The following is a 16,883-nucleotide window of genomic DNA, read 5'->3' as shown; positions in this document are numbered from 1 at the left end:
CAGATCAGATGACGAGGCTAGCGTGTTTTTTCAATCACTTGAGACACTAATTGCTAAAGCGCAACAGGGCAATAAACGGGCGTGGTTGAAATTAGTCAAGCAGCACGAAACACAGGTATATAACTATTGCCTAAGGATGTTAAGTCACCCTGATGATGCAATGGATTTAATGCAAGAAGTGTTTATTTCTGTTTATAAAAGCTTGCCGAGCTTTCGTGGTGAATCGAGTTTTAATACTTGGCTCTATCAAATTGTGCACCGGCGTAGTGTTGAATATTACCGCCGCCGTAAGCTGCATCAAGGTTTAGATGGTATACCAGAAGAAAGCTGCGAGCATAGCGAGTTAGAAACCAATCAACTGCAATCTGAGCAGCATTATGAGCTCAAAGCAATGATGAACAATTTACCCTGGGAGCAACGCTTGGTGGTGGAGTTAAAGTTTTTTCAGCACTGTACATTTGAAGAAATCGCTGAGCAATTAGGTATTTCGACCAATACAGCTAAATCAAGACTATACAGTGCTCTAGGCAAGTTAAAAGTGCATTTGGAGGCCGTAGATGGCTAATTTAGATTCATTATTTACCGCATGGTTAGAAGGCGAAAGCCTCACTGATGAGCAAATTGCGTTGCTACAAGCCAATGCTGAGTATGCATCAATGATGAACAATGCAATGCAGTGGCAACAACAAAGTCAACATTATGAAACAGTGCCCGTACCAAATTGGGATCGAGAGTCTACGATGCCGAAAGTGCAAAAACAAAGTCTGTTTTTTGGTGCTGGAATGTGGGCAGTGGCTGCTTCAATAGTATTTTGCGCATGGGTTTTTGTTAGTAATCCACAGCAAGGAAATCAGCAGTTACTTGAGCAAGTGGCCAAGCAAACCAATTTACTAGAGTCACAACAAAAGCAAATTGATCAGTTGCAAAACATCATTACTGCGCAAAACGAAGTGCAGCAACAACAGATGTACCAACTGGCCAAAGAAGCGATAAAAACCGGGCGAGTAGAGCGCCAAGAAGATATTGCCAGCGTACTTGCATATATCAAGACGCAGCGGGCCCAAGACCAAGCGTACTTACGTATGCAGTTAAATGATTTAGCAGAGCAAGTGGACGGCGGACCATTGCCAACCGTTGCCAATAATTTGGAGTATTAAGATGTCAAAATACAAATCAACTACGGCAGCCTTATTGCTTTGCACAGCAGTAAGCTTACAGGCACAAGCAAGTGATGAATTAGATAAAATTCAGCGTGAAGTCGGGATCATGGAAAAAATCCTCTCAGCGGCGTTAAAACAAGATACCGATAACAAGGTAAGAAATGTGTCTTCGAGTTATTTGCAGCATCAAGGTGTGGTGTTTAGCTTTGATGTACGAGGCAGTTCACGCTGGTCTACAGTGTTTGCATCTGTACCTGATGCGCCTCTGCCACCTATGCCTGATATCGATTTTGAAGAACTAACTGAAATCGAAGTGCTAGGCGAACATGTGCAAGTGATCAGCGATGCAGTAGTCGTGAAAACGCAAGAAGCCTATCAGCAAGCCATGGAAGTGATGCGCGAAAGCGCAGAGCGAGTACGTGAAGTAGCTGAGCAAGAGCGCGATGTGAGCCGTGAAATCCGTGACCTTGAGCGTGAAAAGCGCGACCTTGAATTTGACCGTCGCCACGATAAAGATGCCAAAGAGCAAGAGCTCGAAAAACGTAAACAAGCATTGCAAGCATCGATTAAAGAGCTTGAAAAGCAGCAGCAAAAGTTATCACAAAAGCAGCAACAAATGCGCAAAGAGTTAGCCGAGAAAAAACAAGCTCGTGTTAAAGAGCAAAAGCAACAGCTGGCTTCTTTAGCTAAGCAAGTAGATAAGAGCTTATCACTGACTTTATGTGATTATGGTAGCGGTTTAAGAAATCTGCCTAACGATGAACATGTCAGCTTTATCATCCGTGGTGTTAGCGAAGGTAAAACTGAGCAAGTAAAAGTATTTAAAAAGTCAGACATTAAAAAGTGTGTGGTTGGCGATATAAAAGCCACGCAATTACTCGAAAAAGCATCAACTTATAGTTTTTAAATTCTCCCAACTAAAAAAGCAGCCTAAAGTGGCTGCTTTTCATTCATTGAAAATGGTTTTAAATCGGGTAAAAACAACAAGTAAACCCACACGACTAAATTAAAGTAAGGTACTAAACCTAGCCCTGTAAATGTTTTTACCGGGTACCCCTTAAAGGTCGCATTACGGTAACATTGATACGCTATCCCTAGATTCACAATCAGCAACAAAACGATTAGTTGTGTCATCACTTTTCTCCTTTATACCGCCAATAGATGGACTTAACGATGTTAAGTCATACTCAGTATGTTTAATGTAATAAGTAATGTCATGTTTATTATAGATAATCACTATAAAAACACGACATTTTATCTTGCTGTGGATTTAAGTATAGATGAGTATTGTCAGTATGGAAGTTTAAAAACTAAGAAAAAATGTTTAAAAATGTATTAAATTTAGGCTTTTTAAGGCTAGATATTTGTTAGTTAAAAAGATTATTTTCAGATATTTTTTTCAGCTCGTCGCTAATTTTTTCAACCGGTACTGGGCGAGCAATAAAGTAGCCTTGACCATAGTCGATACCAATTTCTTTTAGCGCTAAGAATATTTCTTTGTTTTCAACATATTCAGCTACAGAGCGCTTATCAAGCGAACGGCTAATATCATTAATCGCTTTTACAAGCGCTAAATCGATTGGGTCGTTCAACATGTCGCGAACAAATGAACCATCAATTTTTACGTGTTGAGCCGGTAACTGTTTAAGGTAATTAAAGGTACTAAAGCCAGTACCAAAGTCATCAATAGAGAAGTGACAGCCTAAGCCATTCAAACGCTCGATCATGGCACGGGTTGCAACTAGGTTATTAATACTCGCAGACTCGGTGATCTCAAAAATAATGCGTGTTGGTTCAACATTGTATTCTTTTAAGCTCGATTCAATGTGCGGCAGTAAGCGTTCATCTAAAAACGACTGTGCTGATAAGTTAATTGCGACTTGGTTAAGCTCTGGGTATTCGGCAACGCTCTTAATGGCATTACGAATAACACATTGGTCCATCAAAAAGGTGTCGTTTAAAAGCTCTAAAGCAGGAATAAACTGATTAGGGTAGATAAGCTCATCATCAAGCTTTAAGCGTAATAGTGCTTCAAAGTAGGCGACGTGGCCGCGTTTAAAGTCCCAAATTGGTTGATAGTGCAGTTCGATAGCATCATGTTGTAACGCTTGGCGAATGCTATGACCCCATTCAAGACCAGCTTGTAAACTATTGTGATGACTATCTTCTTTTGAATAACAGTGTACTAAGTTACGGCCTAAGCTTTTTGCTACATAAAGGGCGATATCAGCTTGTTTTAAACACTCACTTGGGTCGTTATTTTGCTCGGTGATTTGTGTTAAACCAATTGAACAGCTAATTGAGTACTCTTGACCTTCTGAATGAAAGCGGTGCTTTTCAATCGCCATACAAATACTTTCTGCAACCAAGTGTGCATCGAGTAAGTTAGTATTTTTTAAGATCACGGCAAATTCATCACCACCGATGCGGCACACTAAGTGCTCATCACTAATATTCGCTGTGAATAACTGGGCAACTTCTTTTAAAACGATGTCACCTTGTTGGTGACCTTTACTGTCGTTGATGATTTTAAAGTGATCTAAATCGATATAAATCAGTGCGTGCTCGGTATCGTTACTGGTGTATTGTGCTTTACAAATACGTTGTAATTGTTGGTCAAAGTAATAACGGTTATGCAGCTCTGTGAGCGTATCGTGCAAGGCTAAATGACGAAGTTGTAACTCTGCCTGCTTACGCTCATGAATGTTATCTATGGTGGCGGTAATAGTCGCTGAGTTTTGGCTGTTTTTAATCAGCTGTAAGCGACACTCAACCCAAATGGCATTGCCATTTTTATGTTTTAGTTGGATCTCTACCTGTTGCTGTTGCTCACCACCATGCAAAATACGCTGAATCGTATCTTGTAGCTTTGTTTTACACTCAGGTAAACAAAAGTCAGTTAATGACTTTGCTAAACTAGACTTAATGCCATAGCCCGTTAAATGCTCCCAAGCAGGGTTAATAAAGCGAATATTACCCTCTTGGTTAAACTCAAGTACCACAGTATTTAGGTGTAATAAAATACGTTGGTGGGCAGAAAACAGCTCTTTATAGCGGCTTTGACTTTGGCTTAGTTGTTCTACTTTTTGCGCAAACTCTGCGTAGCTCACCATGAAATCTTCACGACGGGCAGCGTGGTCACACACTTTACTTAATAACGAGTGATCGTACGGGGCGCGAATAAAATCAGTTACGCCAGATAGCAACAACTGCTCTGCATAATCTGCATCATTGTTATCAATGATAGTTACAATCGCTTGTTTTGGGTTGTGTTGTAATATTTCGCTAATTAACCCAGCTGCGGTATCAGAATGAGATTCAGTGGCGTCAATCAATACAATGGCAAATTTTTGCTGCAGATAGGTCGCAAGTGTCGCTTTTGTTGAAGTGGTATGAGTTATCGCGAAGCTTAGTTTTAACTGTTCGCTGATATCTTCTGCTTTACGGTTATCGGTTTCAAGTAGTAATAAATTAAGGCGACTACTTTTTTCAAGGTGAGTTGATAACACGTTGGCTAGCACTTGCGGCAGCATATCTTGGCGTTCAAATGGAAGAACAGCATCAATGCCATAGCTGCGCGCTGTGGTTTCGGCTATACGTTCACAATAGATTGGCGGAGTAAGTAAAATTGGTGTGTTTTTTGGTGTTTTTAATAACCCTGAACGGATCATGCGCGAAAAGCGCCAACCATCAATCTTACCGACCTCAAGGCCTGTAATGATAATATCCACCGGGTGGCTTTTAAGAATTTTAAGCGCATCTTGAGAGTCACTGGCTTCGATAAACGTGAAGACATTAAGCTTGTTTAATGTGGTCTTAATTGTTTCACGCTCAGCAACGCTCGCGTTCAAAATTAGCAGCTTTAACTGCTTTGCCATGGCGCTACTACCTCTTACTTAACCCATGTTTAGTGAATAAGCTAGAATAATGACATTTTGCCTAATCTACAAGCAAACTTTACCAAAAGCGGTTAATAAGTACTTAAGTTTGTAATCCTTTAAGCTAGTACCAAGTTGACGCAGGGCTTTGCTTGAGGTGGTGGGCGTATCAGAGTAAACTTGGCGCGTTTTTATTAATGAGAGATATGCTCTATGCGCGTAGCTGATTTTAGCTTTGACCTTCCTGATGAATTAATTGCTCGTTTTCCTAAAGCAGATCGAACTAGCAGTCGTTTACTGACGCTTGATGGCCCATCAGGCCAAGTTGAGCATAAAGTATTTAGTGATATTTTATCGCTCGTTAATGAAAATGACCTATTAATTTTCAATAACACCAAAGTGATCCCTGCTCGCATGTTCGGGCAAAAAGAGTCAGGCGGTAAGCTTGAAGTGCTAGTTGAGCGCGTACTCGACGAACACCGTGTGCTTGCGCATGTGCGAGCTAGTAAATCGCCAAAACCAGGCTCAAAAATCATTCTAGAAGGTAAAGCCGAAGCAATCATGGTTGCGCGTCATGGCGAGCTTTTTGAGCTTGAATTTGCCAAAGACGAAAATGTACTCGATATCCTAAACGACATCGGTCACATGCCATTACCACCTTATATTGACCGTCCTGATAACGAGTCAGATCGTGAGCGCTACCAAACGGTTTATGGTGAAAAGCCTGGTGCTGTAGCCGCGCCAACGGCAGGCCTGCATTTTGATGATAAATTAATGACAGCCTTAAAAGACAAGGGAATTAACATGGCTTTTGTGACTTTGCACGTGGGCGCAGGTACCTTCCAGCCTGTTCGCGTTGACTCAGTTGATGAGCATGTTATGCACTCAGAGTACATCGAAGTACCAGATGAAGTGGTTAAAGCGGTAGCCGAAACGAAAGCAAAAGGTGGTCGTGTCATTGCTGTAGGTACTACCTCAGTTCGCTCATTAGAGTCAGCTGCAAAATTGCACGGCGGCAAACTAGATACTTACTTTGGCGATACCGATATCTTTATTTACCCGGGTTATCAGTTCAATGTGGTTGATGCCATGGTGACAAATTTCCACTTACCTGAATCAACGTTAATCATGTTAGTCAGTGCCTTTGCAGGTCAAGAGAACATAATGGGTGCTTACCACACGGCTATTGAGCAGCAGTATCGCTTCTTTAGTTATGGTGATGCGATGTTCTTAACGCGCAAATAACAACAAATCAGATTTTATAGAGCCCAGTTTTTTAACTGGGCTTTTTATTTTCGAATTTAGCCCAATTTATAGTAATAAACCCGCAAACAGGGTAGAATCGAGCGGTTAAATTATAGCTTGTTGGACTGTTTTTCCGACACTGAGGATAATATGAAATTTGAATTAGACCGCACTGACGGTAAAGCGCGCCGCGGCCGCTTGATTTTTGAACGTGGTGTTGTAGAAACACCAGCATTTATGCCTGTAGGTACTTACGGTACTGTTAAAGGTATGACGCCTGACGAAGTGAAAGATACTGGCGCACAAATCTGCCTTGGTAACACATTCCACTTAATGCTGCGTCCTGGCACAGAAATCATTAAGCAGCACGGTGATTTACACGACTTTATGAATTGGGATCGTCCAATTCTAACTGATTCAGGCGGTTTCCAAGTATTCAGCTTAGGCGCAATGCGTAAAATCACTGAAGAAGGTGTGATGTTCAGTTCACCAGTTAACGGTGAAAAAATCATGCTTTCGCCAGAAAAAGCGATGCAAGTTCAGCGTGATTTAGGCTCTGACATCGTGATGATTTTTGACGAATGTACGCCATACCCTGCGACAGAAAAAGAAGCTAAAGATTCTATGGAGTTATCACTTCGTTGGGCTAAACGCTCAAAAGAAGGTCATGGTGATAACCCAGCTGCGCTGTTTGGTATTATCCAAGGTGGTATGTACCCTGAGCTTCGTGCACAATCACAAAAAGGCCTAGAAGAAATTGGCTTTGATGGCTATGCATTAGGTGGTTTATCGGTTGGTGAGCCGAAAAACGAGATGATCAATATTCTTGACCACTGTGCTTACAAAATGCCTGAAGACAAGCCTCGTTACTTAATGGGCGTTGGTAAACCAGAAGACTTAGTAGAAGCGGTTCGCCGTGGTATCGATATGTTTGACTGTGTAATGCCTACGCGTAATGCTCGTAACGGTCATTTATTCGTAACTGGCGGCATTGTTAAAATCCGTAATGCAGTACATAAAACAGACACCGGTCCACTGGATCCTGAGTGTGATTGTCATACGTGTAAAAACTATTCACGTGCATACTTGCATCATCTTGATAAATGTAATGAAATCTTAGGCGCACGCCTAAACACGATTCACAACTTACGTTATTATCAACGCGTGATGGAAGGCTTACGTAATGCCATTAGTAATGGCAAACTAGACGAATTTGTTGCAGATTTTTATGCACGCCGCGGCCAAGAAGTGCCAGAGCTTGCAGATACATCAGATTAAATTTTTAGAAAAATTAAAGAGGAAGTGAAATGAGTTTATTCATCTCAAACGCCCACGCAAGTGCGGCAGGTGCAGCACCAGCAGGTGGTGGCATGGAAATGCTAATCATGTTGGGTATTTTTGGTCTGGTATTTTATTTCTTAATCTACCGTCCACAAGCTAAGCGTGTAAAAGAGCATAAAGCACTAATGGGCGCAATGGCGAAAGGCGACGAAGTACTAACGCAAGGTGGTTTAGTAGGTAAGATTGCTAAAATCGCTGATGACAAAGACTTCATCGTGATTTCATTAAACGACCAAGCAGAAGTAACAGTACAAAAATCAGCTGTTTCTGCAGTATTGCCAAAAGGCACTATGAAGTCGCTATAACAATAAAAATAAGGACTCACACGTGTTAAACAAGTTTCCATTATGGAAGTATTTACTTGTTCTTGTAGTGTTAGTCGTTGGTATTTTATATGCCTCTCCTAATTTGTATGGCCGAGATCCGGCCATACAAGTTTCGGGCACTAAAGGTACTGATGCTGACCTCAGCGTACTCGATAAAGTAAATGCGACTCTCAAAGAACATAACGTTACTGTTAAATCAAGCAAACTTGAAGACGGACAAATCCTCGTTCGTTTTAAAAATGTTGAAGACCAACTAAAAGCGCAAGATCTACTGCGTGATTCCCTTAGTGAAGATTATATCTCTGCAATCAATATGGCGCCTGCTCAACCTGAGTGGTTAAAGTCACTGGGTGGTAACCCAATGAAACTAGGCCTAGATTTAAGCGGTGGTGTTCACTTTACTATGGAAATCGACATGGCGACGGCGGTTGATACTCAGCTTGAGCAAATGGAACAAGATTTCAAAAGTGACTTACGTGAAGAAAAACTGCGTTATCGCACCATTCGCCGTGTAGCGAACAGCGAGCGATTACGTGTTGAAATGCGTAACGAAGAAGATAAAGACGCAGCAGAGCGTTTCTTATCAACACGTTACCCATTAAACGTTTACGTTGATGATAGCAGCAGCGACAATGCTTTTTATGCCAGCATGAGCGAGCAAAAGCTAAAAGAAATTCGTGACTACGCTATCAAACAAAATGAAACGATTATCCGTAACCGTATTAACCAAATCGGTGTTGCAGAGCCTAACGTACAGCGCCAAGGTGCTGAGCGTATCATCGTGCAACTTCCGGGTGTACAAGATACAGCGCGTGCTAAAGAGATTCTGGGTGCAACAGCAACACTAGAATTCCGCGAAGTTGACGAAAATGCAGATGCTAGTGCAGCCCTGCAAGGCCGTTTACCGCCAGGTACAGAAATGATCATGGCGCGTGAAGGTTACCCTGTGGTACTTAAGCAACGCATCATTCTTGAAGGTAGCCACATCACTGGCGCGCAATCAGGTATGGATGAGTATCAACGTCCACAAGTTAGCATTACGCTAGACAGCAAAGGTGGCGCAAAAATGAATGCGTTCACTAAGCGTGCTATCGGTAAACGCATGGCAACGGTATTCATTGAATACAAGCCATCAGGTAAAACAGATGAAAACGGTAAAGCACTTCCACCAATTAAAGTTGAAGAAGTGATTAACGTAGCGACGATTCAAGCGCGTCTTGACCGTTCATTCCGTATTACTGGTATCGATAACCCAGCTGAAGCCCATAACCTAAGCCTATTACTTCGTGCCGGTGCACTTGTAGCGCCAATTCAAATCGTTGAAGAGCGCACGGTAGGTCCAAGCTTAGGTCAAGAAAACATTGAAGCAGGTATGACAGCGGTTGTGCTTGGTTTTGTGTTTGTTCTTGTATTTATGCTTTTCTATTACAAAGGTTTCGGCATGGTGGCAAATTTGGCACTGGGCGCAAACTTAGTATTAATTGTGGGTGTGATGTCGCTTATTCCTGGTGCAGCGTTAACGCTACCGGGTATTGCTGGTATCGTATTAACCGTCGGTATGGCCGTTGATGCCAACGTACTTATCTTCGAACGTATTCGTGAAGAACTTGCTGATGGCCGTAGTCCACAACAAGCCGTTCACTTTGGTTACGACAGCGCGTTTAGCACAATTTTAGATGCTAACATCACAACGCTTATCGCAGCAGTGATCCTATTTGCAGTGGGTACTGGTCCTATTGCTGGTTTCGCAGTAACACTAGCGATTGGTATTATCACCTCTATGTTTACAGCTATTGTTGGTACCCGAGCGGTAATCAACTTATTCATTGGCGGTAAACGTATTGAGAAGTTGTCGATTTAGGAGTCAGCATGCAAATTTTAAAACTCGGTGGTAAAACACTCCCGTTTATGAAGTTAAGAAAGTTTGCCATGACATTATCAACTTTGTTGATTTTGGCTTCTTTCGTGTCGTTTTTTACTAAAGGCTTAAATTTTGGTCTCGACTTCACTGGCGGTACCGCTGTTGAGGTAGGCTTTACACAAGCACCTGATCTTAAAGACGTTCGTGATGCAATCACTGAAAGTGGCTTTGAAGATTTTTCGGTGCAACTGTTTGGCTCAAGTAAAGAAATTTTAGTGCGTCTTGCTCCGCAAGGTCCTGGCGTAAAAGCAGAAGTAATTGGTAACCAAATTATTACGGCATTACAAAAAGTTGAGTCGACAGTAGAAATGCGTCGTATCGAATTTGTTGGCCCAAGTGTTGGTGAAGATCTAAAAGAGCAGGGTGGCCTTGCCATGTTAACTGCACTTATCTGTATCTTAATTTACGTTGCGTTTCGTTTTGAATGGCGTTTTGCGGTAGGTGCTGTATCGGCACTATTACACGACGTTATCATCACATTAGGCTTATTCTCAGTACTTGGCCTAGAGTTTGACTTAACGATTCTTGCGGCTATTTTGGCGGTAATAGGTTACTCACTGAACGATACCATCGTTGTATCTGACCGTATCCGTGAAAACTTCCGTAAAGTGCGTATTGATGACACGATTGAAATTATCGATATCTCATTAACGCAAACGTTAAACCGTACCCTAGTAACATCAATCACCACTATTCTAGTATTGATTGCGTTATTTGGCTGGGGTGGTCAAACAATCCACGGTTTCGCAACGGCATTACTGTTTGGTGTGTTCATTGGTACTTATTCATCTGTTTATGTTGCTTCAGCTGTAGCAATTGCAATGGGTGTAAGTAAAGAAGACTTAATTCCAGAAGTAATTGAAAAAGAAGGTGCGGATCTCGATCCTATGCCTTAATAAGTGATACAAAAAGAAACCGCCCTAATTAGGGCGGTTTTTTTATGGGAGACATTATGAAACACCTGATGTTTAGCGTGTTTGTACTTTTAATGCTTAGTGCTTGTGACGATAAGCCTGAGCCAGAACAGACTGATGTGCAGCAAATACCTGAGGTAACACTTCAGCAGCAGTTCGACAGCTACCAAGGTTTAGCTTGGCAAGTTGTAGAAGCATTGCAAAACCAATCAACAACTCAGCAATTACAAGAGCTGACACTTAAGCTAATTACCTCATCAACAGGTTTGTTTTTGAATCTAAAAGCACAGTTGCCTGAGTGTGAGGCAAGCTTGCAAGCGATGGCAGACGCTACAGAGTTTCAGCAACAACAAAGTGATGATACAGAGGCGTTGAAGAATGTAATAACAATTAATGTAGAGCCTGAACTACCTGAGTTTGCAGCGCCAAGCTGTTATCACGCACAAAAGTTATTACTTAATCCACTTGCAGTTTATAAATTAGCGCAACAAGCTGATTTAGCTACGAGTGATTACCAAAATGCTAAATTAAAAATGACTGATAGTTTTGCCCGCATTAAGCAACTTGAGCTCATCACCGCTATTGAGTAGTCTGCACTCGTCATAGCCTTGCCATAAAATTGTCATACAAGGTTGATAATTTACCCACCTATTTGTATTACTAACGCTAGGTGTAAGGTGAACGCACAACTACAGCAGATCTTAGATAACAGTGCAATTGAGACCTTGTTTCAACCTATCTTTGATATTTCTAATCAACATATTTTGGGTTATGAAGCATTAAGCCGCGGCCCGAAAGGGTCTGAATTAGAAATGCCGAGTGCATTATTCAGTGCAGCTATTGCTTGCCATAAGATCTCTGAATTAGAGCTACTTTGCCGCAGTAGAGCAATTGAGAACTTTGTTAAGCTCAATCTAGAAGGCAAGCTATTTTTAAATGTAAGCCCTAAAACCTTACTTGACCCTTGCCATCCTAAAGGTGAAACATTACACCTAGTTGAACACTTTGGCCTTGCAACTAACCGGGTAGTAATTGAAGTTACAGAACAAGAAAAAGTCGATGATGGCTTTTTATTGTTAAAGACCATTGCTCATTATCGTGAGTTAGGTTTTTCGATTGCCATTGATGACTTAGGGGCTGGCTATTCGGGCTTAAAGCAGTGGTCTGAGCTATGCCCTGAGTTTGTAAAAATAGACCGCTACTTTATCGACCACTGTGACCAGAGTGTGGTTAAAAAAGAGTTTTTAAAGTCAATTATTGAGCTTGCAAAAGCCACCAATACGCAAGTGATAGCAGAAGGCATAGAGCGGGCAGAGGAGCTTCGTTTACTCGAAAGTTTAGGCGTACAACATGCGCAAGGCTTTTTACTCGAAAGGCCGAGCTTACAGCCAAGTTACGAAATTAATATCCACTGCTTAAAGCACTTAGAGTCATCAGATAATAGCAATACATTTGAGCAATCTATGGCGATTGGCTGGTTGGCAGTCGAGCACGCCAGCATTGAAGCAACAACCCGCTGTAAAGACGCTCACAGTATCTTTGAGCAAGATAAAAGCTTAACGAGCTTGGCAGTACTTGAACACAATATTCCTGTTGGTTTATTACACCGAGATCAACTCACTGAAGTGTTCGCCGCTCCCTATGGCCATGCACTTTATGATAAGCAACCAGTTACTTCTTTAATGGATAAACAGCCGTTAATCGTTGACGAAAACGAGTTACTCGATACGGTGAGTCAGCAAATTACCGAATTTGAGTTTGATATTCGACGCCACATTGTTATCACCCGTAATGGTGAATACTTAGGTTTGGCGCCATTGCGTAATATCTTAAAGCACATTACCGAAGAAAAAATCCGCCACGCACAACATGCCAACCCGCTTACTATGCTGCCGGGTAATGTCGCGATTAACGAAGCAATTGAGCTGAGACTTCGTAATAATTATCCGTTCTCACTCGCATACGTTGATTTAAACCACTTTAAACAATTCAATGACCTATACGGTTATGCCAGTGGTGACAGCGTTATAAAATTACTTGCTGAAGTCATCGTCGAGGCCTGTAGTACTAGCAAAGGGTTTGTCGGGCACATTGGCGGTGATGACTTTATGGTGGTCTTTGATAAAAATGATGCAGAGCAAGTTTGCCATGACATCATTAGTAAGTTTGAGCTGCAGTCTCGGGCCTTTTTCACTCCAGAACATATTGAGCAAGGGGGTTATTGGGCAAGCAATCGAGAAGGTAAAAAGCAGTTTGTGCCACTACTTACATTATCAATCGGTTTAGTTAAGCCTGATTTAGAGTTATGTATTAACAGCCACCAAGTTGCAGCGCTGGCAACTGATGCGAAAAAAGAGGCCAAGCGTTATCAGAGTAGTCATTTGTTTGTATGTAAACGTAGCCGACCAGCCCCCGCAGTGGTGCGTTTAAGCAGCCAAAAAGATGAAGCATTTCCGATTAGTTCATGAAGAAATTTTAAGTTCGCTTGATTTTACTTGTGTCCCTGTTTAACTGGGTGTAGCTTAAAAAAAACACAATAAACAAAAATAACAATGAAGCGACTATGTAGTGCAATTCTAGTATTGCTAAGCCTAGGATATAGCCTTACCACAGAAGCTAACAATGTGGTCAATTTAGCGATTGAACAACGCCCACTGTATAAACGCGATTATTATCTTCATGAATTGCTGGCAGCGGCTTTACGCGCCAGTAATTATCAAGCAGAAATCAACGAAGTTCTGGTTCACCCTCATCAACAGCGTACTTTGCTGATGCTCGATGAAAAGCAAGCCGATGTGTTTTGGAGTATGACAAGCCCTGAGCGAGAACACCTTGCAATAGCAGTTAAAGTACCTTTGTTTAAAGGTTACATTGGTAAACGCGCATTACTAACTAAGCGAGCGTTTTTACCGCGTTTTAAAGATTTAAAAACGAAACAAGATTTAGCACAGTTTAGTGCCATTCAAGGCCATGATTGGCCTGATACTAAAATCCTTGCGCAAAACGGCTTAACAGTCAGGCCTCTGGCAAATTACCGGGCAATGTTTAGCTTAGTGATCAGAGGGCGAGTTGATTATTTTCCGCGTTCGTTCATTGAGGTTATTTCTGAAATGGAACAAATCAAAAGTGACGATCTGGCTATAGTGCCTGATCTTTATATTAGCTATCCAACGGCATTTTACTTTTTTGTCAGTAACCACAAGCCTGAATTGGCAGAAGCTCTGTTAAAAGGACTCAAGGTGATGAAAAGCACTGGCGAATTTGAACAGTTATTTGCCAGTTACTTTGCTGAAGACTTGGCTAAGTTGCCATTTAAAGAAGGTGAAGTCATAGAGATAAAACTCGACAACGATTATTTTCAGCCACAAAAAAAGGAGCTTTAGCTCCTTTTTTGCATTTTTACATTACAACCGCTATTAGCGAAGTAGTGACTCAGTTAACACTGGGCGAATTTCACGAATGATTGCTTGAGTTAACTTAGGTGCACCACAGATGATGTTGCCGCTTTGGTTATAGTTAATACCACCTGCGAAATCAACAACCATACCGCCAGCTTCTTTAACTAAAAGCTCGCCTGCAGCTGTGTCCCATGGCTTAAGGCCAATTTCAAAGAAACCATCAACACGGCCCGCTGCAACATAAGCCATATCTAATGCAGCAGAACCTGCACGGCGGATATCAGCAGTGTGCACGAAAAGTGCTTTAAACGCTTCAGAGTATGCGTCTAAGTGGTGCTTTTGTTTGAATGGGAAACCAGTTGCAAGTACAGAACCTGCTAACTCGTTAGTTTTAGTTACGCGTAAACGTTTGCTGTTAAGCTGTGCGCCTTGACCACGAGAAGCAGTGAATAATTCACCACGGATTGGATCATAGATAACAGCTTGGTCTAAACGACCTTTAACTTTAAGTGCAATAGATACTGCGAAATGAGGGATACCCTTGATGAAGTTAGTTGTGCCATCAAGTGGGTCAACAATCCATTGGTAATCTGCATCTTTACCTTTATGCTCACCAAGCTCTTCACCTACGATAGTGTGATCTGGGTAAGATTTTAAAATGGTATCACGAATTGCGGCTTCAGCTTCTTTGTCGATGTTAGTCACTAAGTCGTTAGTGCCTTTTTGTTGTACATCAACTTTTGATAAATCTTCACTTGCGCGAAGTAAAATTTTGCCTGCGTTACGCGCAGCGCGAACCGCAATGTTTAACATTGGATGCATAGCATTACCTTTGGGTTGTAAAAGAACGAATATATTTAAGCCGGCGTATTCTAGCGATTTCTAGCGTAAAGTAAACAATAAACTCGAATAAATTAGTTTGTTTTTTGTACAGTTCTGATTTTGTTGTTGATTTAATTTCAGAAGAAGGGGTTAGTGGTCAGCCGTCAGCCGTCAGCCGTCAGCCGTCAGCCGTCAGCCGTCAGCCGTCAGTTTGAAATTTGCATTCTGAAAAATTCGTGCCTATATAAAGTTTTTATACTTAAAAGGATGCAAGTATGAATTTTGAAAAATTAGAGGTATGGAAGCGTTCAGCAAGATTAAGTGCTGACATCTACAAAGAAACGACAGATCTAAATGATTTTGGCTTTCGCAATCAGCTCACTCGTTCTGGTTTATCAATACCGAGTAATATCGCAGAAGGTATGGCGAGAGTCAGCAAAAAAGAGCGGGTACGTTTTTTAGATATATCAAGATCGTCAATAGCAGAAACACGAACGCAAATTTATATCGGAATTGAGATTAAATATATCGATGCCGCCATAGGTAGAGCTTGGGTGAGTGAAACGGAAGAGCTATCAAAAATGTTGACATCTCTTATGTATAGGATCGAAGCTGATAGCTGATAGCTGATAGCTGATAGCTGATAGCTGATAGCTGATAGCTGATAGCTGATAGCTGATAGCTGATAGCTGATAGCTGATTGATCTGACTCCATAAAAGTAGACACCTCTTTGGAGTCAGTAATCATGAAAGTAAAGTCACAGCGTAGATATTCCCTCGAATTTAAAATAAAAGTCGTTCAAGAGTCGTTAGACACCACAGATACAGTTAAGATGGTCGCTAATAAATACGGTATTCATCCTGACATGCTATCAAGTTGGAGAAGTCACATGACCTCGAAGAAGAAAACATCAAAGCCACTTAAGAACCAAGGCCCTGACAAATCATACACAGATTTAGAGCGCCAAATTCGCAAGCTTGAGAAGCAACTCGAAGATGCTCAGTTGGAGAATGACGTTTTAAAAAAGGCGAAGGTCTACTTCGACAGCCTAAAAGAATAAGGTTCGAATATATCCACAAGGTCACAGACGCCAAACGCACAGTGAAAAAGTTGTGCAGTTGGTTATCTGTGTCGCCGGCTGGGTATTATAAATGGTTAAAGCAATTACCTAGCACACGCCAGAAAGAGAACAGTTCGTTACTTAAGTTTCTAAAGCATATTAGCGACCAGGAGCACTGTATCCCGGGCTATAGAAAGCTTTGGGAAGCAGCGGTAGCACATGGCTTTGATTGCAGTAAAGGACGTGTGCAGAGACTTTTACAAAGCGTTGGGTATCGTTCAAAGTCAGGTAAGAGGCGCTATACAAGCCGCGCGAAGAAAGAAGGTACAATCAAAGCGAGTAACTTACTACGACGCCAGTTTAATGTTGATGCAGTAAATACCGTGTGGGTTTCAGATATCACACAAGTACGCTGTAAAGATGGTTGGCAGTATTTATGCGTCATCCTTGATTTGTATTCTCGTAAGGTTGTTGGCTGGGTAACAAGCCGGATAAACAACGCCGAGTTAGTTATTAAAACACTGAGAAAGGCATGGTCTGCACGCAAACCTGATGGTTCGAACTTGCTCTTTCATTCAGATCAAGGAGCTCAGTATGTCGCAAAGGAAACAGTGAAGTGGTTAACTAATAGAGGTGTCACAGTGAGTATGTCTAGAAAAGGCAACTGCTGGGATAACGCATGCTCAGAAAGCTTCTTCGCGCAGTATAAAAAGGAGTGGATAAAGAATTTAAATGAACTGAGTCGTAGTGAAATGACAACACAAACGTATTTTTATATTGAAAAATACTACAACTCAGTAAGAAGGCATGGCACCCT

At 41.6% G+C, this 16,883-nt stretch carries 16 protein-coding genes; 13 read left to right on the top strand and 3 right to left on the bottom strand.

The features are described from left to right. Positions 1 to 22 precede the first annotated feature (22 nt). From PASHI_RS18270 to PASHI_RS18260, 3 genes are read left to right on the top strand one after another with little or no spacing between them, the layout of a single operon-like run. On the top strand, positions 23 to 565 hold the full coding sequence (locus PASHI_RS18270; protein WP_062566613.1) for an RNA polymerase sigma factor: 543 nt from the start codon (positions 23 to 25) through the stop codon (positions 563 to 565). After that, positions 558 to 1,157 (top strand): hypothetical protein, encoded by a 600-nt coding sequence (locus tag PASHI_RS18265; RefSeq protein ID WP_062566612.1) that lies wholly within the window; start codon positions 558 to 560, stop codon positions 1,155 to 1,157. The genes PASHI_RS18270 and PASHI_RS18265 overlap by 8 nt, the downstream gene beginning before the upstream one ends. A 1-nt stretch (position 1,158) precedes the next feature. Next, positions 1,159 to 2,067 carry a hypothetical protein gene (locus PASHI_RS18260; RefSeq protein ID WP_062566611.1) on the top strand — a complete coding sequence of 303 codons (909 nt, stop codon included), beginning with the start codon at positions 1,159 to 1,161 and terminating at the stop codon, positions 2,065 to 2,067. 23 nt (positions 2,068 to 2,090) lie between these two features. Here the strand turns inward: PASHI_RS18260 and PASHI_RS18255 are convergent, their stop codons facing one another. Together PASHI_RS18255 and PASHI_RS18250 are read right to left on the bottom strand one after the other, a co-directional pair. Beyond that, entirely contained in the window at positions 2,091 to 2,294 is a 204-nt protein-coding gene (locus tag PASHI_RS18255) for a hypothetical protein (RefSeq protein WP_054563535.1), read from the bottom strand. Positions 2,295 to 2,527: 233 nt separating this feature from the next. Continuing rightward, positions 2,528 to 5,038 carry a two-component system response regulator gene (locus PASHI_RS18250; protein ID WP_058583937.1) on the bottom strand — a complete coding sequence of 837 codons (2,511 nt, stop codon included), beginning with the start codon at positions 5,036 to 5,038 and terminating at the stop codon, positions 2,528 to 2,530. Positions 5,039 to 5,251: 213 nt separating this feature from the next. On the opposite strand from PASHI_RS18250, the gene queA reads away from it, so the two are divergent. From queA to PASHI_RS18210, 8 genes are all read left to right on the top strand, one after another. Continuing rightward, positions 5,252 to 6,283, top strand: a complete 1,032-nt coding sequence (gene queA / locus PASHI_RS18245; protein WP_062566610.1) for a tRNA preQ1(34) S-adenosylmethionine ribosyltransferase-isomerase QueA — start codon at positions 5,252 to 5,254, stop codon at positions 6,281 to 6,283. A 150-nt stretch (positions 6,284 to 6,433) separates the two neighbouring features. Beyond that, positions 6,434 to 7,561 carry a tRNA guanosine(34) transglycosylase Tgt gene (gene tgt, locus PASHI_RS18240; protein WP_058583935.1) on the top strand — a complete coding sequence of 376 codons (1,128 nt, stop codon included), beginning with the start codon at positions 6,434 to 6,436 and terminating at the stop codon, positions 7,559 to 7,561. 29 nt (positions 7,562 to 7,590) lie between these two features. Beyond that, on the top strand, positions 7,591 to 7,929 hold the full coding sequence (yajC, locus tag PASHI_RS18235; RefSeq protein WP_054563539.1) for a preprotein translocase subunit YajC: 339 nt from the start codon (positions 7,591 to 7,593) through the stop codon (positions 7,927 to 7,929). Positions 7,930 to 7,951: 22 nt separating this feature from the next. Next, positions 7,952 to 9,811, top strand: a complete 1,860-nt coding sequence (secD, locus tag PASHI_RS18230; protein WP_062566609.1) for a protein translocase subunit SecD — start codon at positions 7,952 to 7,954, stop codon at positions 9,809 to 9,811. An 8-nt stretch (positions 9,812 to 9,819) separates the two neighbouring features. Further along, a complete protein-coding gene (secF, locus tag PASHI_RS18225; protein ID WP_062566608.1) occupies positions 9,820 to 10,767 on the top strand; it encodes a protein translocase subunit SecF in 948 nt (315 codons plus the stop codon). A 56-nt stretch (positions 10,768 to 10,823) separates the two neighbouring features. Then, complete coding sequence (locus PASHI_RS18220; protein ID WP_062566607.1) at positions 10,824 to 11,375, top strand: hypothetical protein; 552 nt, start codon at positions 10,824 to 10,826, stop codon at positions 11,373 to 11,375. 87 nt (positions 11,376 to 11,462) lie between these two features. Beyond that, positions 11,463 to 13,253, top strand: a complete 1,791-nt coding sequence (locus PASHI_RS18215) for a GGDEF domain-containing protein (RefSeq protein ID WP_062566606.1) — start codon at positions 11,463 to 11,465, stop codon at positions 13,251 to 13,253. A gap of 84 nt (positions 13,254 to 13,337) precedes the next feature. Then, positions 13,338 to 14,168: a substrate-binding periplasmic protein gene (locus PASHI_RS18210; RefSeq protein WP_062566605.1), complete on the top strand. Its 831-nt coding sequence runs from the start codon at positions 13,338 to 13,340 to the stop codon at positions 14,166 to 14,168. Between the two features lie 33 nt (positions 14,169 to 14,201). On the opposite strand, the gene suhB is transcribed toward PASHI_RS18210, so the two are convergent. Next, positions 14,202 to 15,005, bottom strand: coding sequence for an inositol-1-monophosphatase (gene suhB, locus PASHI_RS18205; RefSeq protein ID WP_054552496.1), 804 nt, complete (start codon positions 15,003 to 15,005; stop codon positions 14,202 to 14,204). Between the two features lie 275 nt (positions 15,006 to 15,280). Here suhB and PASHI_RS18200 point away from each other — a divergent pair, with 275 nt between their 5' ends. Both PASHI_RS18200 and PASHI_RS18190 read left to right on the top strand, forming a co-directional pair. Continuing rightward, positions 15,281 to 15,628: a four helix bundle protein gene (locus tag PASHI_RS18200; RefSeq protein WP_062566604.1), complete on the top strand. Its 348-nt coding sequence runs from the start codon at positions 15,281 to 15,283 to the stop codon at positions 15,626 to 15,628. A 123-nt stretch (positions 15,629 to 15,751) separates the two neighbouring features. Continuing rightward, positions 15,752 to 16,883, top strand: a protein-coding gene (locus PASHI_RS18190; RefSeq protein ID WP_156426457.1) for an IS3 family transposase whose coding sequence is annotated in 2 segments (ribosomal slippage) — positions 15,752 to 16,025 and positions 16,025 to 16,883 — 1,133 coding nt annotated over the 2 segments. Because the reading frame shifts where the segments join, the coding sequence is not laid out codon by codon here. This gene is flagged as partial in the annotation.

It is taken from the genome of Pseudoalteromonas shioyasakiensis, assembly GCF_001550135.1.
Taxonomy (GTDB): domain Bacteria; phylum Pseudomonadota; class Gammaproteobacteria; order Enterobacterales; family Alteromonadaceae; genus Pseudoalteromonas; species Pseudoalteromonas shioyasakiensis.
This window is presented reverse-complemented; position numbering and strand designations above follow the sequence as displayed.

What these genes read in the sequence shown, in the direction of transcription:
- PASHI_RS18260 (WP_062566611.1), top strand. Translation starts at nt 1,159, where the DNA reads ATGTCAAAATACAAATCAACTACGGCAGCCTTATTGCTTTGCACAGCA.
- queA (WP_062566610.1), top strand. Translation starts at nt 5,252, where the DNA reads ATGCGCGTAGCTGATTTTAGCTTTGACCTTCCTGATGAATTAATTGCT.
- PASHI_RS18200 (WP_062566604.1), top strand. Translation starts at nt 15,281, where the DNA reads ATGAATTTTGAAAAATTAGAGGTATGGAAGCGTTCAGCAAGATTAAGT.
- PASHI_RS18265 (WP_062566612.1), top strand. Translation starts at nt 558, where the DNA reads ATGGCTAATTTAGATTCATTATTTACCGCATGGTTAGAAGGCGAAAGC.
- PASHI_RS18210 (WP_062566605.1), top strand. Translation starts at nt 13,338, where the DNA reads ATGAAGCGACTATGTAGTGCAATTCTAGTATTGCTAAGCCTAGGATAT.
- suhB (WP_054552496.1), bottom strand. Translation starts at nt 15,005, where the DNA reads ATGCATCCAATGTTAAACATTGCGGTTCGCGCTGCGCGTAACGCAGGC.
- PASHI_RS18255 (WP_054563535.1), bottom strand. Translation starts at nt 2,294, where the DNA reads ATGACACAACTAATCGTTTTGTTGCTGATTGTGAATCTAGGGATAGCG.
- PASHI_RS18220 (WP_062566607.1), top strand. Translation starts at nt 10,824, where the DNA reads ATGAAACACCTGATGTTTAGCGTGTTTGTACTTTTAATGCTTAGTGCT.
- tgt (WP_058583935.1), top strand. Translation starts at nt 6,434, where the DNA reads ATGAAATTTGAATTAGACCGCACTGACGGTAAAGCGCGCCGCGGCCGC.
- yajC (WP_054563539.1), top strand. Translation starts at nt 7,591, where the DNA reads ATGAGTTTATTCATCTCAAACGCCCACGCAAGTGCGGCAGGTGCAGCA.
- PASHI_RS18250 (WP_058583937.1), bottom strand. Translation starts at nt 5,038, where the DNA reads ATGGCAAAGCAGTTAAAGCTGCTAATTTTGAACGCGAGCGTTGCTGAG.
- secF (WP_062566608.1), top strand. Translation starts at nt 9,820, where the DNA reads ATGCAAATTTTAAAACTCGGTGGTAAAACACTCCCGTTTATGAAGTTA.